The following is a 20,449-nucleotide window of genomic DNA, read 5'->3' as shown; positions in this document are numbered from 1 at the left end:
CCGCGTCTCGTTTTCATGGGTAAGGAAGGCCATGCCCATGTCCAGTCCCACAGCCGACCGGCACAAATTGAGGAACGACGGCGTCGCCCTGGCGATCCTCACGATCGCCGTCGTCGTCGCCGCGCTTGTGATCGCCTACCTCTACGCCCGCGACAGCGCCGGTTCCATGCGCGCCGAACTCGCCCTGCCCGAGACCCCGGCCCTACCCTCGCCGTCGCAGATGCCGAACCCCGCGCCGATGCCGACGCCCTTGCCGACCCCCCGCTAAGGCGTCTGCACCTTCTGCAAGGCGAACACCCGGCACGCGGAGGCCAGCGGTCGCTCTCCCCGCAGCGCATCGATGCCGCCGATCAGGGCCGCCAGGCTGCGGCCGTCCTCGGCCGCCGCGGCGTCCAGCACCGCCCAGAACTCCGGCTCCAGCGCCAGGGAGGTGGCGTGCCCCGCCAGGTTGATCGAGCGTTTGCGAAGCACCGCCATGCTCCGGATCCTAAGCCGCCGCGCGGTTCACGGCGAGGTCCAGCACGGCGTCCACCAGGCGCGGCTCGATCTCGTCGCGATAGATGCGCGGCATCTGCACAAGCGCTCGGTCGGCGTTGTGCGCCAGGGTGTCGGCAAGCTCGCGCTCGGTCCTGGCGAGTTCCTCCTCCGGCAGGCCGCAGAGCCGTTTCAGCTCGCCGGAGATGCCCTCGAACCGCCGTGCGGGGTCCGATTCCGCGTCGTAGGACTCGTCGATCAGCCCGCCGAAGGTCTTGAAGCCGAAGTCCCGGATCAGGGCCAGCGATCCCGGGTTGCCCCACAGCAGCAGCGGGCTGAAGTTGGCCAGGGCCTTGAACGGCTTCTCCGTGACCCGGCGCGTGCCGACGACTTCCGTTTCGTTGATCAGCGAGAACCAGGCGCGATCATACTCCGCCAGCGCCGAATCCTCCGCCACGGACTTGAGTTTCGAACTGCCCGCGGGCGCCCCCAGCAGGCTCGCCCCCTTGGCGTCGAGGGCGTCGAGCCACGGCTTCAGCGCCTCGCCCAACGTTTCCAGGCCGGGGATTCTCGTCAGGTCGCGTTCGATGGCGAGCTTGCGCACCGCCCGCACATGTTTCGCCGCGTCAAAACCGGGAAAGCTGATGAATCCCCGATCCCACAGACCGTCGCGCACCATCGCAAGCAGCAGCAGCACCTTGGCCGTGCGGATCGAATAGTTGAGGCAGACGAAGCGTCTTTCGCGTTCGGGCGGGCGCGCTTCAAAGCCGGCGAGGCGCTTGGCGAAGGTCTCCCGACCGCCCCCGGCGTGATCGAGGAAAAATCGGCTCAGGTAGTCGTCGTGCACGACCACCTTCACCGGCCTGACGCCCGGCCCGCACCACTCGCGATAGGCCGCCTCGAAGTCGCGGTTCTGGGTCAGGTAGGCGACGTTTTTCGCCGGCACGGCGAGGTCGCGCAGAAAACGGTGGATCGTCGCGGCCAGTTGCGGCGTGAACGCCGGGCCTTCGCCCGAGGCGTCGAGCACCAGCACGGTCCGCCGGGCCACGATACGCTGGCGGATTTCCGGCGAGACCAGCTCGGCGCTGGTCTTCAGCACCGCTTCCCGGGCGGCCGGCAGCATGACGATGTCGGGCCAGGCGTCGAACTCCAGGCGGACGCGGGGGTCGCTGGGGTGGTCCAAGGCGTGGCGGCCGCCCTTGGCCGCGCAGGCGACATGGATCGGCCCCGCGTGCTTCGGGTGATGCGCCGCCATCAGGCCTCGACCCCCGCCATCACGCTGTCGACGAAGCGCGGGTCGACGGCGTCGCGATACACCGCCGGCAGGCGCTTCAGCCCCCATTCGGCGTTGAACGAAAGGGTCTCGGCGACCTCGGCCTCCATCCGCGCCAGTTCGGCTTCGTCGCGTTCGCACAGCCGCCGCACCTGGCCGTAGACGGCGTCGAACCGCGCGCGCGCATCCGGCTCGGCGTCATAGGTCTCGTCGAAATAGCCGTCGAAGGTGCGGAAGCCGAGTTCACGGATCAACGGCAGGGCGCCGCCGTTGCCGATCACGATGGTCGGGTGAAAGTCGATCAACGACTTGAACGGCTTTTCGGTGATGCGGTGCGGGCCGGTGATCTCCGTCTCATTGACCACCGTGAACCACGACCGCTGCCGCTCCGGCAGGTTGTGCTCGCCCAGCGTCACGGTGAGCAGGAAGTCGTCGAGACTCTGGTCCTCCCGTCGCCCCAGAACCACCTGCCCCTTGGCGGCCAGGTCCGCCATGAAGGGCGTGAGGTCCCGCGTCAGATCCTCGAAACCCGGGGTCGCCCGCATCTCGCGGAGCATGAACTTGGCGGTCTTGGCGTACTGGTTCGCCGCCTTGTCGAAACCCGAGAACGAAATGAAGCCGCGGTCCCACAGGCCGTCGCGCAGCAGGGCCAGCAGGAAAAACAGCTTGTTCGACCGCGCCGCGCGGTTGAGGCAGACGAACCGTCGCTCCCGCACCGAGGTCCGCGCCCGGAAAGCCGCCAGGCGCTCCTCGAACGCTTCGTCGCCGGTGGTCTCGTACCGCTGGAAGAACCGCTTGATGTAATAGTCGTAGTTCAGCACCCGCAGGGCCGGCGCCGTCGGATCGCCGAGGTGCGCCGCGTATTCCCGGCCATAGTTGCGATCCTGAGTCACATAGGCGCAGCGGCTGGGCGAGATCGCCAGACCTTCGACGAAACTGTGCAGGGCCGCGGTGCGCTCGGCCGTATGAGGCTCCCCCTCGCCCGACATGTCGAACACCAGGGTCGCCTGGCCTTCGGCCACGCGCTTCCAGGTGTCGGGGTGCACATTGGCCTTGGCGTCGTCGAACGCCGTGCGGCTCTGCAGCGGCATGACCAACACCCGCGGCGGCGTGCGAAGCTGCTTGGTCGCCTTCAACATCTGCACGCGCGGGTCGCCCAGGTGGCTGAACAGATGCTTGCCCGGCCCGGTGGCGATCACATGGATCGGCCGCTCGCGACTCCAGTTCGACGACACGCTTCCTCCCGCAGAGACGGCGGTTCTGCCCAGCCCGGCCGGCCGTGGCAAGCCCTGCGGATCGATCAGTCGTCGTCGCGCTTGGCCCCGTCGAGAGTGCGCTCCGCTGCTTCGCGCTCGGCGTCCTGCATCGACTTATCAGCCTTGGTGCGGCCGAACTTGGCGCGGTTCGCCTCCGCGGCGCCGGCCTTCTCGGCCCTCGCCTTGGCTTTGCGGAAACGGTTGAGATTCACGACATCGCCCATGCCCGCGAGCCTAGACCCCGCTCGCCGTAGGGCAACCCCTCAGGAGCTGAATCGTTAGGCCTCGACGGGCGCGCAGCCCGCTTAACCCCGTGGAGACCCTCATGACACCCACCACCCAGATCCGCGAACACATGGAAGTCAAAGGCTCGGACGGCGGACACGTCGGCCGCGTGGACCATGTGCTCGGCAATGAAATCGAACTCGCCAAGATGGATATCGCCGGCGGCTTCAAGCACCACATGATCCCCCTGTCGTGGGTCGACCACGTCGACGATCACGTCCACCTGAACGTCACCAAGGACGCCGCCAAGGCTCAATGGCGCGAGAAGCACTAAGCGGCTTGAGCTGACGATCCAATCGTCGCAAACGACCCCTCATCCGGCCGGGATGGGGGGTCTTTTCATGTACAGGCTGTACTACGCGCCCAGCACGGCCAGCCTCGCGGTCCACTGGATGCTGATCGAGCTCGGCGTTCCGTTCGAGACGGTGAAGCTGGACCTCAAGGTCGCCCGCGATCAAGACAAGCCGGAGTACCGGCTCCTTAACCCCGCCGGCGCCGTGCCGACGCTCGTGGTCGACGGCGTCCCCGTCGCCGAGACCGCCGCCATCCTGATGCTGCTGGCCGAGCGTCATCCCGAGGCCGGCTTCGCCCCGCCGCCGGGCTCGCCGCAACGGGGCCCCTGGCTGCAGACCATGATGCACCTGACAAACACCCTGATGCCGGCCTTCCGCTGCTGGTTCTATCCGGCCGAGGTCGCCGACAACGCCGCGGCCCAGGCCGCGCAGGGCGCACGCGTCATGGCGGTGTGGGACCGCATGGACGCCCAGCTGGCCGATGGTCGCCCCTTCCTGCTCGGCGAGCGCCTGACCACCGCCGATTTCCTGCTGACCATGCTTACCCGCTGGTCGCGCAACATGCAGCGCCCGGCCACCGCCTGGCCGCACCTCGGCGCCTATGTGAACCGCATGCGCGCCATGCCGTCGCTGCGCGAAGTCCACGCCCGCGAGGGCCTGATCGACTGGATCGACGGCTAGAGCGCGTTGGGCGAAAGTGTACGCGGTTTCGCCCGCCAAACGCGCTCTAAACATTTGAACTAGAGCCTTTTCAGCGGACCAGGGGATTCCATTGGTCCTAAAGGCTCTAGGCGACGGCCAGGGTCGCCGGCTGCGGCGGCGCGCCGCGCAAGGCCTCGACGAAACGGTCGCGCCAGGCGGCGACGTCCTCCCGCCGGACATTGTCGATCAATTCCCGCCAGCGCGAGCGGCGCTCGGCCAGCGGCATCGAAAGCCCTCGACGGATCGCCTCGGCGACATCCTCGCGACTGAACGGATTGACGATCAGCGCCGCCTTCAGCTGCTCGGCCGCGCCGGCGAACTCCGAAAGGATCAGCACGCCCGGGTCATCAGGATCCTGCGCGGCGACGAACTCCTTGGCCACCAGGTTCATCCCGTCGCGCAACGGGGTCACAAGGCCAATATCGGCCGCACGGTAGAGGCCGGCCAGCTCGTCGCGACGGTAGGCGCGGTTCACGTAGCGTAGAGGCACCCAGTCCACCGTGGCGTAGGCGCCGTTGATCCGGCCGCTCACGGTGTCCAGTCGCGCCCGCAGATCCTGGTAGGCGTCGACCTCTTCCCGGCTCAGCGTCGCGATCTGCAGCAGGAACAGGTGCTCGCGAAGGTCCGGGTGATCGGTCAGAAGCTGCTCATAGGCGAGGAAACGTTCCTCCAGGCCCTTGGAATAGTCGAGGCGGTCGACGCCCAGCAGCAGCTGGCGTCCGGCCGCGCTCGTCACCATGCGCTCATAGGCTTCCAGCGCCGTCGGCGAGCCGGCGGCCGCCTCGAACTCCGCCGTGTCGATGCCGATCGGGAACACGCCGGTCCGCGCGGTCTTGCCGAAGGCGCGAACCTCGCCGTCCGGCGAGACGGCGCCCTCGGCGACGCCAGTGATGTAGTCGAGGAAGGCCTGACGCGAATCCTCGGTCTGAAAGCCGATCAGGTCGTAGTCCAGCAAGGCGCTCACGAGGTCGGCGTGACGCGGCAGGGTGATCAGCAGGCGTTGGGCGGGCCAGGGAATGTGCAGGAAAAAGCCGAGGCGGTTGGCGACCTCGAGCCCGCGCAGCTCTCGCGCCATGTTCGCCAGGTGGTAGTCCTGCACCCAGATGAAATCGTCCGCCTCGATGAGCGGCATCAGCGCCTCGGCGAAGCGGCGGTTGACCAGCGCGTAGCCGGCGTCGAACGAGCGCTCGTAGGCGGTCAGGTCCGGCCGGTAGTGGAACAGCGGCCAGAGCGTGCGGTTGGCGTAGCCGTTGTAATATTCGTGGTGCTCCTGCGCCTCGAGGTCGACGGTGGCCACGGTCACGCCGTTGACCTTCGAGACCGAAAGCTGGCCGGTGTATTCGTCCACCGTCCGCCCGCTCCAGCCGAACCAGATGCCGGAGTATTCGCGGAGCGCGGCGGCGAGCGCCATGGCCAGTCCGCCGGCGGTGGCGACCGACGGGTCCTGCGGCGGGTTGACCCGGTTGGATACGACGATCAGGCGGCCCATCACACGTCCTCCAGGTCGAAGACGCCGGAGCCCAGGCTCCTGTCGATCCAATCGAGCACGGCGGACGGACCGTCGAGCCGGCCGACTGCGGCCGTGGGCCGGTCGCCGCCGACGAGAACCCCGACGCCGCCGCGCAGCTGGGCTTCGATGAAGGCCGCTTCGTCGGTCAGGTCGTCGCCGATCATGATCGGCCGGGCCCCGGCGAACGGCGGATGCGCCATCAGGCGGGATAGCGCCGCGCCCTTGTCGGGTCCGGGCGTCCGCAGCTCGGCGACCATCGATCCGTGCTGAACGATCAGCCCGGCGTCGGAGGCGACCCGCTCGGCGAACTCCACCACCGCCTCGCCCGCGTCGGGGGTCAGGCGGTAATGCAAGGCCACGCTGGGCCCCTTCCGTTCCACGATCAGACCCTTATCCGCGGCGGCGAAATCGTCGAACAGCTCCGCGGCTTCGGCGACGCCCGGGTGCGCCGGCTCGGCGACCAGGCCCCAGCGGGCGGTCCGCATCTGCAGCCCATGCACGCCGGCGACATCGGTCACCGCCCCTTGAAGGATGGTGTCGATCTCCGTCACCGGCCGACCGCTCAGCACCGCCAGGCGCCCGCCCAGCCGGTCGCGCGCCCGGCGCAGCAGGTCGATGCAGGCTGCGTCGGCCTGCACGTCGGTCGGACGATCCTCGATGGCGACCAAGGTGCCGTCGAGGTCGAGAAACAGAGCCGCGCCGCTGGCGTCCAGGCGATCGGCCGGCTTGGGTTCAAGAAAGGAGACAACAGTCATCGTGGGGCCAAGCCCCCGTTTTGATATGTCACGTATAGACCTTGCGTTACGCCCTGGCGACGGGCCAACAACCAAACATCAGTATTGCGCCCCCGGGTCACGCCACAGGGGATGATGTTGAGCGCACCGTGCCGAAAGAAGTTCGATCACAGCCCCACAGCTCGCGGAAAATTTAGGACGTTAGCTCGCCAGAGTCTACCCATCCGGCGTCACAACATCTCACAGAGACGTCATATCACGCGAGATGGAACCTCGCGTTTCTAACCGCGTTCACGCGCGATATTCAAATATCAGCGATACTGGCTGAAATGATGCAGCGCCACCCCGCTGGTCGTGGCGACGTTCAGGCTGTCGAATCCCGACTGCATCGGAATGCGCACCGTGGTTGTGCGGGCCAGCACCTCGGGCGCCAGTCCCGGCCCCTCGGCTCCGAGCAGGATCGCCGTGCGCGGGCCGGGCCGCGCCTCGGACAGAGTGATCGCGCCGCCGGGCGACAGGGCGAAGACCGTGAAACCCGCGGCTTGCAGGGCTGAGGCCGGGTCGGCGGCCCTTGCATAGGGGACCACCAGGCTCGCCCCCACCGCCACCCGCAACGCCTTGCGATACAGGGGATCGCAACAGGTCTCGTCGAGGATCACGGCGTCGGCGCCGAAGGCGGCGGCGTTGCGGAACAGGCCACCGATGTTGTCATGATTGCCGATGCCGCTGGCGGCGACGACCAGCGCCTGTTTCGGCAGGCCGGCCAGCAATTCGTCGGCGCTTCGGTCGCTCGGCGTTTCGCCGAGGCCGAGAATGCCGCGATGCAGATGGAAGCCGGCGATGGCGTCGATCACCGCCTGGCCGGCCGCATAGACCGGCGTCTCCGGCGGCGCCTCGGCGATCAGTTCCGTGAGGCGCTCGACGCGGTGAGCCGCGATCAGCAGCGCCGCCGGCCGGTGACGCTTGGCGCGCAGCAGATGGCCGAGCACCACCTGGCCCTCGGCGATGAACCGGCGCTCGCGGCCGATCAGGTCGCGTTCCTTGATGTCGCGGAAGGCGGCGACCCGCGGATCGGCCGGATCATCGATCGGGATGACCCGGGCCAGAACCTCAGAGCTTATTTGCGCACCCAGGCGCCGGAGGCGTTCTTGTAATACTCGCCGGCCTTCAGGCGGCCCTGGATCACGGTGGTGAAGGCCGAGGCGCCGGCGGCTTCGGGGCTGGCGCCGCTCTTGGCGGCGGCCTCGCGATAGACGGCGGCGCGGCCGGCGTTGATCTCGGCCACCGCGGCGCGCAGGGCGGCGTCGCCGCCGCCGGCCACGAAGCCGAGCATGCCGTCCGATTGTTCGCCCACCGTGCCGGCCGCCTTGGCGGCGTCGACGAGGGCCTTGGTGGCGGCGGTCTGGGCCATGGCCGGGGCGGTGAAGGCGCCGGCGCTCAGGGCGAGCGAGGCGGCGGCGGCCGCGGTCAGGAAAGTACGACGGAGCATCTCTGGTCCCCCTTAGAACAGGTTCGGGTTCTGCTGGATCAGCGACTTGACGTCCTGATCAAGGCGCACGCGCACGTCGGCGTCCAGCTTCGCATAGATGTTGATCGGCGCCACTTCCACCTTCACCGTGGCGCAGGCGGCGGTCAGGGCGGCGAGGCCGGCGATTGCGGTGGTTGTTGCGGCGGTCTTGGTCATCGCGAAAGATCCTCGTGTGGCCCTGATGGTCGGCGGCTACGGCTGAACGGAAGCTGAACCGGTTTGCGCCGTCGACAGGACGTCGCGCAACACGTCGTCCAGGTTCACCGAACTGTCCAGCGTCAGATTGACCTCGGTGCCCGAAGGCAAGGGCAACTCGCGCTGCAGAAACTTGCGGGTGATCAGGTCGATCAGCGACAGGCGGATGGTCTGGCGGGTCGGCGGATCGTGCCGCCCCGTGATGTGGAACAGCCCACCCAAACGCCCGCCCGGCAGGGAGTTGAGCGTCACATCCATGTGGTCGAAGGCCAGGTTCTCCATGGCCTGATAGGCGAAATCGGCGACCGTGTTCGGCGGCGGCGCGGGGGTCGCCGCCACCGGCGGCGCCTCGGCGGTCGGCCCTTCGGTGACGGCGGCGGCTCCGCCGCTCGAGGCGACCTCGGTCAACGCCTCACGGAGAATCGAAATCCGTCCGGGTTGGTCGGCGGCCAGCTTCCCGTCGGCGATGCGCAGGCCTTCGGGCGTGATGGTGAACGGCACGTCGCCGCTGACCTTGGCGTCGACCTCCACCCGGTCGGCGAAGGGCGAGGCCTCGATCAGGTCCGACAACTGCACGCTCTCGACATGCAGCTTGCCTTCCCAGGCCGAGCCGTCCAGCGGCACGGTGACCGGGTCGAGCCGCAAACGGCCCTCCGCGATATCGAGCTGCGCGCCGGCCAGCTTCACGCTCGTGGCGTTAAGGCTGACCGCCGCCGAGACGTTGGTCAGCGGCACGATCGACTGCACCTTGGCCACGGTCAGCTTCTGGTCCGGCGCCGTCACCAGCGCCGGCGCGAGACTGGTGAACTCGATGCGGCCGTTGGCGCCGCTGAGCGCGCCCGCCGGGCTCTTGAAGCCGATATCGGTCAGGTCCAGCGTCCCGCCGCCGGTGATCTCCTCCGAGCCCTCGACCCAGCCGACCTTCCCCTGGAACCGGGCCTGCCCGGTCACCGGCGAAGCGATCGGCGCCGCCATCGGCGACAGGGCGGCCGGCTGCAGCCCGCCCTGCTCAAAAGTCAGCCGGCCCGTGTCGAAGGTCATCGTCCCGGATTTGGTCGCCAGGGTCTGCACCAGGCGCCCCGTCCCCAGCGCGCGGCCCTGTGGGTCGGTGGCGGCGAGGTCCGCCGTCCAGTCGCCGGCTCGTGAGACGGCCGTCCCGGAGATCAGCACCGGGTTGAACCGCGTGATCGCCGCCACGTCGGTCACCTCGGCCTTGTCGATCGTCGCATCGGCCTTCAGGTCGAGATCCTTGCCGGCCATGTCGAACGCCCCGGCGCCCTCGGCGATCTTCGCCTCCAGGAACGGCGCATTGACCGCCATCTTCTCGGCCCGGGCGCGCACCCGCCAGGCGCCGTCGCTCAGCGTCAGGATCGGATCTTTTGTCGGGCAGAGCTCGCCCGAGACCGTGTCGACGTCGTTCTCGCCCAGCTCCAGCCGGGCGACCGTCACCGGCGAGCAGCTGTCGGCGACGAAGGAAATCACCTCGTTCCGCAGCGAGAAACGGCCGCTGGTCTTCAGGTCGGCGTCGATCAGCGGCCCGAGCGAGCCCTTGGCCGCGAGGCTTGAGACGCTCGCCGCCACCGCGCCGTCTGGCGCGACGGTGTAACGCGGCACGCCGGCCTCCACCGTCGGCAGGCCGCCGTCGCGCAGCGCCAGGTTGAACGCCCCGCCGTCGCCGGCGAACAGCGCCGAACCGCCGCGCGGCGAGATCGTCGCCAGGCCGCCGCCCGGGCCTGTCAGGCGCGCCGGCTGGGTCAGGCGCAGGGAAAGGTCGGGTTCCAGCGCCAATTGCACGGCCGGCGCCTTGAAATCGAACCGACCGAGCAATCGCTTGGCCGCCAGGATCGTAGGATCGTCCGCCTCCAGCGGCGCGCCCAGGCCGATCCAGGCCCCCTGCGCCGCCGCCTCGCCCGCCAGGCGCATCCGCACCCCGTCCTTGACGGTGAAGCCGGCCGGCCCCTCGGCCGCGGCGTTGGTTCGGGTCAGCCGGAAATCTTCGTAGCGAAGGCCCGCCGTGCGCACCGTCGTCTTCAGCACGCCCGACGCCGCCAGGCTGTCGATCCAGCCGGATATCGCGCCTCCGTAGACCGCCTCGACCGCCGCCTCCTGCGCCTGCGCGCCGCTCGCCTTAACCCGGTCGGCCGTGGCTTGCAGCGTCAACTTCACGGCCCCGTCGCCGCGTCGGCGTTGCAGGTCGGGGTATGGCCCCTCGCCGATCAGCCGCAGGTGCGCGACCTCGGCCGCCACGTCCCGCATGGAGACGGCGTTGACGTCGCCCTCCGCCGAAATCGCCACCCGATCGCCGCGGGTCACCAGGGCGAGCTGCACCCCCTTCACGTCGGCCCGCACCTCGTCGATGCGGAATGTCGCCGGCTGCAGCTGGGCGTTCAGCCGCATCAGCTTGCCGTTGTCGAGCAGCCCCTCGGCGGTGACGTCGGCCCGCCCGTAGTCGGTGCTGAGCACCAGCCGCCCGCCTTCGACGCGGATCGTCGGCTGGCGCGCGTCCGGGCGCGGCGGGGCGCGGCGGAATTCCTCGAGCACCCGATCCAGTGAGCCGATGCTGAACTTGCCCTGCGTCCAGCTGGCCCGCGCCACCGGCCGCACCAGCCGCACCTCGGCCACCTCGACCCCCAGCGGCTGGCCGTTCCAGAACCCCAGCAGGCGGTAGCGCACCTCGGCGCGGTCGACCGTGATCTCAGGGTCAGCTTCGGGGCCGATGCGAATCTTGCCGATGAAGCCGTCCGACTCCAGTTGCTCGACCTCGATCACCGCCTCGACGCCGCGCTCGCGGAGCCAGCCGACCACCGCGTCGCGGCCCAGGGTCCGGCGCGCCAGATAGAGGCTCACCGCCGCGATGGCGGTCAGGACCAGCAGCGCCAGCAGGGCGAGGGCCAGCGCAAGCCGCCAGCCGATGCGCGACCGGCGGGGGGCTTTCGGTTCGGAAGAGGACGGCGCGGCGCTCACGAGTCGGTCTTAGGCCCTGAATGCGGCGATGGTGAAGCGGCAACGCTCGGAGTTGGCGAACGTTACATGCCGGAATGAACGACGGAGTCATCCGATGAAACTCGCCATAACCGCCCTTACAGCCCTGTCCATCGTCGCCACCGGCGTGATCGCCGTCCCGCAGAACGCCGAGGCCGCGCGCCGTCGGGTGCTGGTCTGCGACAGCAACGTCCGCGCCTCGGCCAACAAGGGCACGGTAGTCGGCGCCCTCGTCGGCGCGGGTCTCGGCAACGTCGTGTCCGGCAACGGCGCCAAGACGGAAGGCTCGCTGCTCGGCGCCGGCGTCGGCGCCGTGGCGGGCCACCAGATCGCCAAGAAAAACGCCAAGAAGAACTGCCGCTACGTCTATCGCGAGGTCCGCCGCCGCTAGAAGGGCAAGAGCGACCGCAGCCACGCGAAGAAGCGGATCAGCATCCCCATGAACCCCGTGGCCCCACGCTCCGGCGCGGCGGCCTTGACGGGCTGCGCCTTCACCGGTTCGAACCAGCTCGGCGCCGCCGGCGGGGCGCAGTTCTTCTGCATGCCGACGCCTTTCAGATAGCCGCGGCGGATGCCGCCGGATTTGATCGCCTCGGCCACCGCCCGATCGTGCCGCGCGGCGCCGGTCAGTCGGCGCACCCAGCCGCGAAACGGCAGCGCGTCCTGCGTTTCGGTCCGCACCGCCGAGACCCCGGCCCCCTTCACCGCCGAACCCACCTTCTGCATTCGCGTGCGCTTGTCCGGCGGCGGCGCCTCGTCGAGGTCCGGCCCCAGGGCCGCGTCCAGCCTGCCGATCTCACCGGCGATCGCCTCGCAGCGCTGCAATCCGGCCATGTCGTAGGGGTCGGCCACGGCGCGGACCAATACGTCGGGGATCGCCAGTTGCTTCAGATTCAGGTCTTCCAGCGGCGCCATCGCGGCGTCTCGGAAGGTGTCCTGCTTCTGCATCGCCCCACGGTCGGACTGACGCTCGGCCGGCGCCTCGGGCGTCTGGGCGGCGGCCGCCGAGGCGACGAACAAGGCAGCGAGGGCGAGGCGGCGGATCATCCGCCAAGCTTAGCGGCGAACATGGCCGCGATGAACCGTCTCGCCGGATGTCCGCGTTGAAGGTGGGATGGAAACAAAGCCGCGCCTGAAACTCTACCTCGGCCGCATCGCCCTGATCGCCGTCCTGCTGCTCGCGGCCGTCATCGGCTGGAGCCTGGCCCAGCGTGATACGCCCACGGCCGCGCCGGCGATCCAGCCCCCGTCTCCGACGACCTCCCCCGCGGCAGCCCCCATCAGCGACTGCGCCCCGGCCGCCTTCGCCGGACCGGCGGCGGCCAATGCGGCGGAAATCGACACCCTCGCCTGGGCGCCGTTTCGGAGTCGTTCGGAGACCGGCTGGCGAACCTACGCGCCCCGCATCGCCGCCGAAATTGGCTCGGATTGCCCTTTCGAGAGCGCCGGCTTCGCCGAGGCTTTGTCGCGTTATCAGGCCGATCACCGCCTGCCCGCCGACGGCCGCCTGACGCCCGAGACCTTCGAGCGGATGCGCATCGCCTGGGACCTGCAGCGTCCCTTCCAGCGCGCCGCCCGCGAGGGCTGTCCGCCCGCGCCCGACCCGGCGGCGCTGCAGGCCGCCGCCCCCGCCGAACTCTACGGCGGCAAGCCGGCCCTCGCCCACCCCGGCGCCCTCGCCGCCTATCGCCTGATGGTCGCCGACGCCCGCGCCGCCGGGGTCGCCGCCGATCCCGCCCTGCTGACCATCTTCTCGGCCTTCCGCGACCCGGCCGCCGACGCCGAGCGTTGCGCGCGCGACGGCGGCTGCGGCGGCCCCGCCCGCGCCGTCTGCTCGGCCCACCGCACCGGGACCGCCCTCGACCTCAACCTCGGCCACGCGCCCGGCGCCCGTCCGGACTCCACCGAGGACGCCAACCGCCTGTGGATGTCGAAGACGCCGCTCTATCGCTGGCTGGTTCGCAACGCCCCGCGCTACGGCTTCGTCAACTACGCCTTCGAGCCCTGGCACTGGGAGTGGGCCGCAGAGCAATAGCGGCAGGCCCGGCTCGGAAACAAAACGTGGCTTTCACCGCGCGGCGGGACGCGCTTAGGGTGCCGCCATGACCTATCCGCCGCGCCATTACCCGACGCCCGCCGCCAAGTGCGCCGACCTCGTGGTGCATATCTCCGGCCTGGTGCTGGCCCTGTTCGGCGGTGGGATGCTGCTCGGCGTCGCCGTATCTCGCGGCTCGCTGGAGATGGTCGCCGCCGTCTCGATCTACGCCGCCGGCCTGGTGGCCATGCTCGGCCTGTCGACGGCCTACAACTTCGGCAAGCCGCGATGGCGGCCGTTGCTGCGCCGCTTCGATCACGCCGGCATCTTCCTGATGATCGCCGGCTCCTACACGCCGTTCACGACCCAGAGCCTCACCGGCGCCTGGTCCATCGCCATGACGACGACGGTCTGGGGTGCCTCGCTGCTGGGCGTCTTCGGCAAGCTGTTCCTGCCGGGCCTGGGCCGGGGGTTCTGGGTCGTCCTCTATCTCGTGCTCGGCTGGGCGGTTGTGGTCGCCATCCAGCCCATGCTGCAGGGCGTCCACTGGGTGGCCATGCTGCTGCTGGCCATCGGCGGCCTCGTCTACTCGGCCGGGGCGGTCTTCTACATGATGAAACGCCTGCGCTTCCGCCGCGCCATCTGGCACGGCCACGTCGTCGCCGGCGCGGGCCTACAATACGCCGCCGTGCTGGTCGGCGTGGTTCTGGCCGGCGCCCACGGCTAACGCCGGTTGACGCCCACGACCGCCACGGCGGCGCCCACCGCGATCGCATCCTCCACCAGCCCCGACGCCGTCTGACCGTACCGGCGCAAAGCCCGCATGCGCAGGTTAAAGGTCGCGTAGGAGGCGGCCACCGCCGCCGCCGCGCCGATCAGCATGGCCGGAACACGCTGGCGTTCCGGCGCCACCGCCGCGCCGGCGATGGCGCCGGTCACCAGCCGGGCGGCGATCCCTGGCGCGACGATCCGGTCCGGCGCCGACTTCATCTTGTCGCCAAGCAGCTCGCCGACAGCCATCGCCGCCGCCCCGACCGTGAACGCCTTGCTGTCCAGGAAGCCTGGAGCGCCGCCGTCCCTCCGGAGCCGACCGGACTGATTGGCCAGCGCCACCGCGGCCAGGGGCGTCATCGAGCGTGCGCCGGCCACCAGGCCGATGAGCAAGGAGCGAAGCATGTGAGGTCCTTTCGCGTGGTCGGATCCTCAACTCGCCGGACGAGATTTCGGTCCTACCACCAGACCGGACGGCGCGGCGCCGGCTCGCCCATGGCTTCCGGCTCGGGCTCATAGCTGCGGCGGCCGTAGCGGTCGTAGCGCTCCATGTCGCGTTCGTATTCGGCCATGCGCTCCTCGTAGCGACTAAGCGCTCGCTCGCGCGCGGCCATCCGCGCCTCGTAGGCCGCCTCGCGGGCGTCGGCCAGCCGCTCGGCCTGCGCCTGGCGGATATCTTCCTCCCTTTCGCGGCCCCAGCTCCAGGGCGCCCACCAACGGCGCTCGCCCGCATCGGCGATGTCCTGCCGCTCCTGGAAGGTCGGCGTCGGCGGGCCGGTCACCCTCACCACCGACTCCGCGTCCGGCGTTCCGCGCACGTGATCGGTGCCGCGCACATAGTCCGGCGTGCGGCCGTTGGCGTCGACCATCAGGGGCACGGGCGCCGGCGGCGGGGCCGGCTTGATCACCGCCGCGCGCTGCGGCGTCGGCTCCCAGACGAGGTTCGTCGTCAGGCCGGAGCCGGCGACCACGCCGACCAGCGCGGCCGCCATGCCGCCCGCCAAGATCGGTCGCGGCGCGACATGCTCGCGGAACAGGCGCGCGGCCTGGTCCCGCCGTCGGATGAATTCGGCGCGAAGGTCCATTCAAGCTTCAGCGCACGAACCCGTCATCAGGTTGCGCGGGGCCGGGATCAGAAGATTTTCGAGAACAGCACGTAGAGGCCGCCCGACAGCATCATCGACACCGGCAGGGTCAGCACCCAGGCGATCGCCAGGTTGCGCAGGGTGTTCCACTGCAGGCCCGATTTGTTGGCTGCCATGGTCCCCGCCACGCCCGAAGACAGCACGTGGGTCGTCGACACCGGCAGGCCGAGGTGGTCGGCCGCGAAGATGGTGCCCATCGCCACCAGTTCCGCCGAGGCGCCCTGGGCATAGGTCATGTGCGACTTGCCGATCTTTTCGCCGACGGTGATCACGATCCTCTTCCACCCGATCATGGTGCCGAGGCCGAGCGCAAAGGCCACCGCCACCTTCACCCACGTCGGGATGAAGCGCGTGCCCTTGTCCAGCGAGGCGCGATAGGCGTCGAGCGCTTTCATTTCGGTCGGGTTGAGCGCCAGGGACTCTTCCTTCGAAAGGCGCTTCACGCCTTCGGAGGCCAGGTACATGTCGTTGCGCACGTTGCGGACCTGGGCGGCGGGCACCTTGGCCAGCGAGCCGTAGCCCTGCACCTGGGCGTTGATCTCGGACACCAGGGCGGCGACCGCCGGGGCGGTGTCGGGGGCCAGGGTCTTTTCGGCGATGTAGCGGGTCACCGGGGCGCGGAAATCGACCGGCGGCGGCGCGTCGGCGGGGCGCAGCGCCAGGATGCGGCCGGCCTCGGTCGAGCGCGCGGCGAACTCGGATGTATAGGCCGCCGGCACGGCGCGGTTCAGGGCGTAGGCGGTCGGCACCACCCCGATCAGGATCAGCATGATCAGGCCCATGCCCTTCTGACCGTCGTTCGAACCGTGAGCGAAGGAGACGCCGGTGCAGGTGAAGATCAGCAGGCCGCGGATCCACCATGGCGGCGTCACGCCGGGTTTCGGCTCCTCATAAAGCGCCTTGTTGCGGACCAGCACCTTGAGCGACAGGAACAGCAGGGCGGCGACGCCGAAGCCGACCAGCGGCGAAATCAGCAGCGCCCGCCCGATCTCCGTGGCCTTGGTCCAGTCGACGCCGGCGGTGCCGCCGCGGCCGTGCATGATGGCGTTGGCCACGCCCACGCCGATGATCGATCCGATCAGTGTGTGAGAGCTCGAAGCCGGGATGCCCAGCCACCACGTCGCCAGGTTCCAGATGATGGCCGCCAGCAGCAGGGCGAAGACCATGGCGTAGCCGGCTCCGGAGCCGACCTGCAGGATCAGCTCGACGGGCAGCAGCGAGATGATGCCGAAGGCCACCACCCCGGTGGACAGCAGCACGCCCAGGAAGTTGAAGAAGCCGGACCACACCACGGCCACGTTGGCCGGCAGGGAGTTGGTGTAGATCACCGTCGCCACGGCGTTGGCGGTGTCGTGGAAGCCGTTCACGAACTCGAAGCCCAGCGCGATCAGCAGGGCGATGAACAGCAGAATGAAGGGGACGAACGTGAGGGGGTCGGTGCCCGAAGCCGAGGCGTCGGCGATCACGCTGAAGCCCACATAGGCCAAGGCCGCCAGGATGGCGGCCCCCATGCCGACGCTTCCCGCCAAACCCAGGCCCTTGTCGAGGTCCGCGCGCGTCTGCGGCGCCTGCATCACGGTGTCTGTCATGGCGCGCCCCTCTAAGCTCCCCGGTCGGCGCGCAAAATAGCGAGTTATATGACAGTGGGATGACACTGGCCCTGATAGGCGAGCTTCCACGGCTCACGACCGGAAAAGGCGTGTCGGGCCAGGACCGCGACGACGTTTCATTTTCCGGGGAACCTTTTCTCCTGCGGCAACTTGTCACGGCGAAGCTTGCTATGCCTACTGCCGGGCCGTACGCAACCGCGATCCCCTTTTCGTCGAGTACGCCATGACGTCGACCTCGCGCGCCGCCCAAATCCTTCGCTCGGGCGGCCTTTGGAGCACGGTAGGGCTCATCGTCGCCCTGCTGTTCTTTGCGATCACCGGCGCCGTCGCCTACCGCAACGTCCAGTCCCTGCGGCAAAACAACGACGCCATCGTCCACACCCATGAAGTGTTGATGGCGCTCAACAACCTGCTTGCGACGGTAAAGGACGCCGAGACCGGCCAGCGCGGCTACCTCCTCACCCACGACGAGCGATACCTCGAGCCCTACAACGACGCCATTTCGGCGACGGCATCGAGCTTTGACGCCGTCGCCGCGCTGACGCGTGACAACCCCATCCAGCAGGCCAACCTCGCCCAGATGCGCCGCCATGTGGACGCCAAGCTTGCCGAGCTCCGGGAAACCATCGAGGTCGCCGAGCGCGACGGCGCCGCGGCTGCGCTTCCGCTTATCGCCAGCGACCGCGGCAAGGTCGCGATGGACGCGATCCGCGCTGGCGTGGGCGTCATGCGCGAGGAGGAGCTGAATCGGCGCCAGCAGCGCCTGCGCGATCTCAACATTGCTTACGGCACAGCGACGGCGGGCGGAATCGTTTCCGCGATCATCGGCATCGTCCTGACCTTGTCCGTGTTCACCCTTCTGCGCCGCAACGCCATCGCTCGCGCGCGCCAGCAGTGGCTCCAGACCGGCAAGATGGGTCTCGCCGAAGCCATGGTGGGCGAAAAGTCGGTCGAGCAGCTCGCCGAGTCCATTCTCGACTTCCTGTCTCGCCACCTCGGGTTTCAGGCCGGCGTGATATTCAAGGGCGAAAGCGGGTATTTCCGGCGCGCCGCGACCCTTGGCGTGCCCGCTGACGCGCCCATCGCCGAGCGTTTCCAGCTGAAGGAAGGCCTCCTCGGCCAGGTCGCCGCCAGCGGTCGGGCGACGATCGTCCGCGATGTGCCGGACGACTATCTGACCGTCGGCTCGGCCTTCGGTCAGGCCAAGCCGCGCCATCTGGTCATTGCTCCGGCCGACGCCGACGGCGTGGTCAACGCCGTGATCGAGCTGGGCTTCCTGCACCCGGTGAACGAGCAGGTCGTCGAGCTGCTGGACGAGACCGCCGAAGCGATCGGAATCGGCCTGCGGTCGGCCCGCTACCGCTCGCAGCTGCAGGAGATGCTGGAGGAGACTCAGCGTCAGTCCGAGGAGCTGCAGGTTCAGAGCGAGGAACTGCGCGTCTCCAACGAGGAGCTGGAGGAACAGGGCAAGGCGCTGAAGGAATCCCAGGTCCGCCTGGAGCAGCAGCAGATCGAGCTGGAGCAGACCAACAGCCAGCTGGAGGAGCAGGCCCAGACCCTGGAAACCCAGCGCGACGATCTGGAGCGCACCGCCGCCGCCGTGCAGCTGAAGCATCGCGAACTCGAACAGGCCAGCCAGTACAAGTCCGACTTCCTGGCCAACATGAGCCACGAGCTGCGCACGCCGCTCAACTCGCTGCTAATCCTCTCCAAGCTGCTCGGCGACAACCCCGAGGGCAACCTCTCCGAGGAGCAGGTCAAGTACGCCCAGACCATCCAGTCGTCGGGCAACGATCTCCTCACCCTGATCAACGATGTGCTCGACCTGTCGAAGATCGAGGCGGGTCACCTGAAAATCCAGCCGGAGGCCATGCCGCTGCAACGCCTCGCCGGCGATCTGCGCCAGCTGTTCCAGCCGATCGCCGACCAGCGCGGCCTGGCCTTCGAGATCGCGATCGCCGACGACTGCCCGCCGTCCATCGACACCGATCGCCTGCGTCTGGAGCAGGTGCTCAAGAACCTGCTGGCCAACGCCTTCAAGTTCACCGAGAGCGGCCGCGTGCGCCTGGCCGTCGCCCGCGCCGGCGACGACCGGCTGTCGCTGGCGGTCAGCGACACGGGCATCGGCATTTCCAAGGAACAGCAGGAAGGCGTCTTCGAAGCCTTCCGCCAGGCCGACGGCACCATCAGCCGCCGCTACGGCGGCACCGGCCTCGGCCTTTCGATCTCCCGCGAGCTGGCCCGCCTGCTCGGCGGAACCATCGACCTGGAGAGCCGCCCGGGCGAAGGCAGCACCTTCACCGTCACGATCCCCACGGCCTACGACCCCGCCCTCGTCGCCGCCCGCGACACGCCGGACGCGCTCCGCGCCGAACCGCTCGCGGAAGTCGCTCCGGCCGCGACGCCCCGTCGCCGGGCGCCGGCTCCCGCCAAGCTAGACGACGACCGTGACGTCCTCAACGACGCGCGGCGCCTGCTTCTGGTCGTCGAAGATGACGACAAGTTCGCCGGCATCGTCCGCGACCTGTCCCACGAGATGGGCTTCCAGTGCATCGTGGCGGGCACGGCGGAAGAAGCCCTCAGCCTCGTCCAGAGCTTCAAGCCGAGCGCCATCGTCCTCGACGTCGGTCTGCCCGACCAGTCAGGCCTGACGGTGCTCGACCGCCTGAAGCGGGACGACGCCACCCGCCACATTCCGATCCACGTCGTATCCGGCGCGGATCACGCCCAGACCGCCCTGTCGCTCGGCGCCGTCGGCTACCTGGTCAAGCCGTTGCAGCGCGACGCCCTGGCCGAGGTGCTGAAGACCCTGGAAGACAAGCTCACCACCCGGGTGCGCCGCGTGCTGATCGTCGAGGACGACGCCGTGCAGCGCGAGGCCCTCAGCAAGCTGCTCGCCTCCTCCGATGTGGAGACCGTCGCCGTCGGCGCCGCCGCCGAATGCCTCGAGGCGCTCCAGCGCGAAACCTTCGACTGCATGGTGCTGGATCTGTCCCTGCCCGACGCCTCCGGCTTCTCCCTGCTGGAGACGCTCAGCGAGGGCGACCACGGTTTCCCCCCGGTGATCGTCTACACCGGCCGCGACCTCTCGCCCGACGACGAGCAGCGTCTGCGCCGCTACTCCAACTCGATCATCATCAAGGGCGCCAAGTCGCCCGAGCGCCTGCTCGACGAGGTCTCCCTCTTCCTGCACCAGGTCGTCGCCGACCTGCCGCCCGAGCAGCAGAGGATGATCCAGAAGGCCCGCAACCGCGACGCCGTGCTGGAAGGCCGCCGCATCCTCGTGGTCGAGGACGACGTGCGCAACGTCTACTCCCTGACCAGCGTGCTGGAGCCGCGCGGCGCCGTCGTGCAGATCGCCCGCAATGGCCAGGAGGCCATCGAGGCGCTGAAGGCCTCGGCCGCCGACCCGAGCCGCGAGATCAACCTCGTGCTCATGGACGTGATGATGCCGGTGATGGACGGTCTCACCGCCACCCGCCAGATCCGCGAGGAGCCGCGGTGGTCGAAGCTGCCCATCGTAATGCTCACCGCCAAGGCCATGCCCGACGATCAGGAGCGCTGCCTGGAGGCCGGCGCCAACGACTACATGGCTAAGCCGATCGACGTGGACAAATTGCTGTCCCTCGTTCGCGTCTGGATGCCTCGGTAGGTCG

At 69.2% G+C, this 20,449-nt stretch carries 22 protein-coding genes; 8 read left to right on the top strand and 14 right to left on the bottom strand.

The features are described from left to right. The first annotated feature begins 37 nt into the window (after positions 1–37). Entirely contained in the window at positions 38–268 is a 231-nt protein-coding gene (locus ACFLIT_RS04780; RefSeq protein WP_479910055.1) for a hypothetical protein, read from the top strand. Here ACFLIT_RS04780 and ACFLIT_RS04775 read toward each other — a convergent pair. The 4 genes from ACFLIT_RS04775 to ACFLIT_RS04760 all read right to left on the bottom strand — a co-directional run bounded on the left by ACFLIT_RS04775 (position 265) and on the right by ACFLIT_RS04760 (position 3,227). Then, positions 265–477: a ribbon-helix-helix domain-containing protein gene (locus ACFLIT_RS04775; RefSeq protein ID WP_479910054.1), complete on the bottom strand. Its 213-nt coding sequence runs from the start codon at positions 475–477 to the stop codon at positions 265–267. The genes ACFLIT_RS04780 and ACFLIT_RS04775 overlap by 4 nt on opposite strands. Positions 478–487: 10 nt before the next feature. Continuing rightward, the gene (locus ACFLIT_RS04770) at positions 488–1,729 is read right to left on the bottom strand and encodes a hypothetical protein (RefSeq protein ID WP_479910053.1); all 1,242 of its coding nucleotides are present in this window, start codon (positions 1,727–1,729) and stop codon (positions 488–490) included. Further along, entirely contained in the window at positions 1,729–2,982 is a 1,254-nt protein-coding gene (locus ACFLIT_RS04765) for a hypothetical protein (RefSeq protein ID WP_479910052.1), read from the bottom strand. The genes ACFLIT_RS04770 and ACFLIT_RS04765 overlap by 1 nt, the downstream gene beginning before the upstream one ends. Positions 2,983–3,047: 65 nt before the next feature. Beyond that, positions 3,048–3,227 carry a DUF4169 family protein gene (locus ACFLIT_RS04760; RefSeq protein WP_479910051.1) on the bottom strand — a complete coding sequence of 60 codons (180 nt, stop codon included), beginning with the start codon at positions 3,225–3,227 and terminating at the stop codon, positions 3,048–3,050. A gap of 101 nt (positions 3,228–3,328) precedes the next feature. On the opposite strand from ACFLIT_RS04760, the gene ACFLIT_RS04755 reads away from it, so the two are divergent. Together ACFLIT_RS04755 and ACFLIT_RS04750 are read left to right on the top strand one after the other, a co-directional pair. Continuing rightward, positions 3,329–3,562: a DUF2171 domain-containing protein gene (locus ACFLIT_RS04755; protein ID WP_479910050.1), complete on the top strand. Its 234-nt coding sequence runs from the start codon at positions 3,329–3,331 to the stop codon at positions 3,560–3,562. Positions 3,563–3,629: 67 nt separating this feature from the next. Next, positions 3,630–4,262, top strand: coding sequence for a glutathione S-transferase family protein (locus tag ACFLIT_RS04750; RefSeq protein WP_479910049.1), 633 nt, complete (start codon positions 3,630–3,632; stop codon positions 4,260–4,262). Between the two features lie 106 nt (positions 4,263–4,368). Here ACFLIT_RS04750 and ACFLIT_RS04745 read toward each other — a convergent pair whose 3' ends face one another. From ACFLIT_RS04745 to ACFLIT_RS04735, 3 genes are all read right to left on the bottom strand, one after another. Beyond that, positions 4,369–5,772, bottom strand: coding sequence for an alpha,alpha-trehalose-phosphate synthase (UDP-forming) (locus tag ACFLIT_RS04745; protein ID WP_479910048.1), 1,404 nt, complete (start codon positions 5,770–5,772; stop codon positions 4,369–4,371). Continuing rightward, on the bottom strand, positions 5,772–6,548 hold the full coding sequence (gene otsB, locus ACFLIT_RS04740; RefSeq protein ID WP_479910047.1) for a trehalose-phosphatase: 777 nt from the start codon (positions 6,546–6,548) through the stop codon (positions 5,772–5,774). The genes ACFLIT_RS04745 and otsB overlap by 1 nt, the downstream gene beginning before the upstream one ends. Positions 6,549–6,838: 290 nt before the next feature. Further along, entirely contained in the window at positions 6,839–7,516 is a 678-nt protein-coding gene (locus ACFLIT_RS04735) for a TrmH family RNA methyltransferase (RefSeq protein WP_479910046.1), read from the bottom strand. On the opposite strand from ACFLIT_RS04735, the gene ACFLIT_RS04730 reads away from it, so the two are divergent. Next, positions 7,505–7,681: a hypothetical protein gene (locus tag ACFLIT_RS04730; protein ID WP_479910045.1), complete on the top strand. Its 177-nt coding sequence runs from the start codon at positions 7,505–7,507 to the stop codon at positions 7,679–7,681. The two genes, ACFLIT_RS04735 and ACFLIT_RS04730, sit on opposite strands and share 12 nt — an antisense overlap. On the opposite strand, the gene ACFLIT_RS04725 is transcribed toward ACFLIT_RS04730, so the two are convergent. Genes ACFLIT_RS04725 through ACFLIT_RS04715 form a run of 3 tightly spaced genes read right to left on the bottom strand, consistent with a single transcriptional unit; the run spans position 7,645 to position 11,214 of the window. After that, positions 7,645–8,016, bottom strand: a complete 372-nt coding sequence (locus tag ACFLIT_RS04725; RefSeq protein ID WP_479910044.1) for a YdbL family probable chaperone protein — start codon at positions 8,014–8,016, stop codon at positions 7,645–7,647. The genes ACFLIT_RS04730 and ACFLIT_RS04725 overlap by 37 nt on opposite strands. 12 nt (positions 8,017–8,028) lie before the next feature. Continuing rightward, complete coding sequence (locus tag ACFLIT_RS04720) at positions 8,029–8,211, bottom strand: YnbE family lipoprotein (protein WP_479910043.1); 183 nt, start codon at positions 8,209–8,211, stop codon at positions 8,029–8,031. A 36-nt stretch (positions 8,212–8,247) separates the two neighbouring features. Then, positions 8,248–11,214 (bottom strand): intermembrane phospholipid transport protein YdbH family protein, encoded by a 2,967-nt coding sequence (locus ACFLIT_RS04715; protein ID WP_479910042.1) that lies wholly within the window; start codon positions 11,212–11,214, stop codon positions 8,248–8,250. A gap of 94 nt (positions 11,215–11,308) precedes the next feature. Here ACFLIT_RS04715 and ACFLIT_RS04710 point away from each other — a divergent pair, with 94 nt between their 5' ends. Then, entirely contained in the window at positions 11,309–11,623 is a 315-nt protein-coding gene (locus ACFLIT_RS04710; protein WP_479910041.1) for a glycine zipper 2TM domain-containing protein, read from the top strand. On the opposite strand, the gene ACFLIT_RS04705 is transcribed toward ACFLIT_RS04710, so the two are convergent. Beyond that, entirely contained in the window at positions 11,620–12,279 is a 660-nt protein-coding gene (locus ACFLIT_RS04705) for a hypothetical protein (protein ID WP_479910040.1), read from the bottom strand. The genes ACFLIT_RS04710 and ACFLIT_RS04705 overlap by 4 nt on opposite strands. Positions 12,280–12,346: 67 nt before the next feature. On the opposite strand from ACFLIT_RS04705, the gene ACFLIT_RS04700 reads away from it, so the two are divergent. Together ACFLIT_RS04700 and trhA are read left to right on the top strand one after the other, a co-directional pair. Beyond that, a complete protein-coding gene (locus ACFLIT_RS04700; protein ID WP_479910039.1) occupies positions 12,347–13,267 on the top strand; it encodes a D-alanyl-D-alanine carboxypeptidase family protein in 921 nt (306 codons plus the stop codon). Positions 13,268–13,334: 67 nt separating this feature from the next. Then, complete coding sequence (gene trhA, locus ACFLIT_RS04695) at positions 13,335–13,994, top strand: PAQR family membrane homeostasis protein TrhA (RefSeq protein ID WP_479910038.1); 660 nt, start codon at positions 13,335–13,337, stop codon at positions 13,992–13,994. On the opposite strand, the gene ACFLIT_RS04690 is transcribed toward trhA, so the two are convergent. The 3 genes from ACFLIT_RS04690 to ACFLIT_RS04680 are packed head-to-tail and all read right to left on the bottom strand — an operon-like array spanning position 13,991 to position 16,772. Then, on the bottom strand, positions 13,991–14,443 hold the full coding sequence (locus tag ACFLIT_RS04690) for a DUF4126 domain-containing protein (protein ID WP_479910037.1): 453 nt from the start codon (positions 14,441–14,443) through the stop codon (positions 13,991–13,993). The genes trhA and ACFLIT_RS04690 overlap by 4 nt on opposite strands. A gap of 53 nt (positions 14,444–14,496) precedes the next feature. Continuing rightward, positions 14,497–15,123: a hypothetical protein gene (locus ACFLIT_RS04685; protein WP_479910036.1), complete on the bottom strand. Its 627-nt coding sequence runs from the start codon at positions 15,121–15,123 to the stop codon at positions 14,497–14,499. A gap of 47 nt (positions 15,124–15,170) precedes the next feature. Beyond that, a complete protein-coding gene (locus ACFLIT_RS04680) occupies positions 15,171–16,772 on the bottom strand; it encodes an inorganic phosphate transporter (protein WP_479910035.1) in 1,602 nt (533 codons plus the stop codon). A 244-nt stretch (positions 16,773–17,016) separates the two neighbouring features. Between ACFLIT_RS04680 and ACFLIT_RS04675 the strand changes: the two genes are divergently transcribed. Beyond that, entirely contained in the window at positions 17,017–20,445 is a 3,429-nt protein-coding gene (locus ACFLIT_RS04675) for a response regulator (RefSeq protein ID WP_479910034.1), read from the top strand. Positions 20,446–20,449 lie beyond the last annotated feature (4 nt).

This window comes from Caulobacter sp. HJHS_5 (assembly GCF_056683955.1).
Note: the sequence above shows the minus strand (reverse complement) of the source record. Positions and strands in the feature narration are given on the sequence as shown.

What these genes read in the sequence shown, in the direction of transcription:
- ACFLIT_RS04690 (WP_479910037.1), bottom strand. Translation starts at nt 14,443, where the DNA reads ATGCTTCGCTCCTTGCTCATCGGCCTGGTGGCCGGCGCACGCTCGATG.
- ACFLIT_RS04685 (WP_479910036.1), bottom strand. Translation starts at nt 15,123, where the DNA reads ATGGACCTTCGCGCCGAATTCATCCGACGGCGGGACCAGGCCGCGCGC.
- ACFLIT_RS04780 (WP_479910055.1), top strand. Translation starts at nt 38, where the DNA reads ATGTCCAGTCCCACAGCCGACCGGCACAAATTGAGGAACGACGGCGTC.
- ACFLIT_RS04725 (WP_479910044.1), bottom strand. Translation starts at nt 8,016, where the DNA reads ATGCTCCGTCGTACTTTCCTGACCGCGGCCGCCGCCGCCTCGCTCGCC.
- ACFLIT_RS04745 (WP_479910048.1), bottom strand. Translation starts at nt 5,772, where the DNA reads ATGGGCCGCCTGATCGTCGTATCCAACCGGGTCAACCCGCCGCAGGAC.
- ACFLIT_RS04760 (WP_479910051.1), bottom strand. Translation starts at nt 3,227, where the DNA reads ATGGGCGATGTCGTGAATCTCAACCGTTTCCGCAAAGCCAAGGCGAGG.
- ACFLIT_RS04750 (WP_479910049.1), top strand. Translation starts at nt 3,630, where the DNA reads ATGTACAGGCTGTACTACGCGCCCAGCACGGCCAGCCTCGCGGTCCAC.
- ACFLIT_RS04705 (WP_479910040.1), bottom strand. Translation starts at nt 12,279, where the DNA reads ATGATCCGCCGCCTCGCCCTCGCTGCCTTGTTCGTCGCCTCGGCGGCC.
- ACFLIT_RS04775 (WP_479910054.1), bottom strand. Translation starts at nt 477, where the DNA reads ATGGCGGTGCTTCGCAAACGCTCGATCAACCTGGCGGGGCACGCCACC.
- ACFLIT_RS04680 (WP_479910035.1), bottom strand. Translation starts at nt 16,772, where the DNA reads ATGACAGACACCGTGATGCAGGCGCCGCAGACGCGCGCGGACCTCGAC.
- ACFLIT_RS04710 (WP_479910041.1), top strand. Translation starts at nt 11,309, where the DNA reads ATGAAACTCGCCATAACCGCCCTTACAGCCCTGTCCATCGTCGCCACC.
- ACFLIT_RS04700 (WP_479910039.1), top strand. Translation starts at nt 12,347, where the DNA reads ATGGAAACAAAGCCGCGCCTGAAACTCTACCTCGGCCGCATCGCCCTG.
- ACFLIT_RS04720 (WP_479910043.1), bottom strand. Translation starts at nt 8,211, where the DNA reads ATGACCAAGACCGCCGCAACAACCACCGCAATCGCCGGCCTCGCCGCC.
- ACFLIT_RS04770 (WP_479910053.1), bottom strand. Translation starts at nt 1,729, where the DNA reads ATGGCGGCGCATCACCCGAAGCACGCGGGGCCGATCCATGTCGCCTGC.
- ACFLIT_RS04755 (WP_479910050.1), top strand. Translation starts at nt 3,329, where the DNA reads ATGACACCCACCACCCAGATCCGCGAACACATGGAAGTCAAAGGCTCG.
- ACFLIT_RS04675 (WP_479910034.1), top strand. Translation starts at nt 17,017, where the DNA reads ATGACGTCGACCTCGCGCGCCGCCCAAATCCTTCGCTCGGGCGGCCTT.
- ACFLIT_RS04730 (WP_479910045.1), top strand. Translation starts at nt 7,505, where the DNA reads ATGGCCGAGCACCACCTGGCCCTCGGCGATGAACCGGCGCTCGCGGCC.
- trhA (WP_479910038.1), top strand. Translation starts at nt 13,335, where the DNA reads ATGACCTATCCGCCGCGCCATTACCCGACGCCCGCCGCCAAGTGCGCC.
- otsB (WP_479910047.1), bottom strand. Translation starts at nt 6,548, where the DNA reads ATGACTGTTGTCTCCTTTCTTGAACCCAAGCCGGCCGATCGCCTGGAC.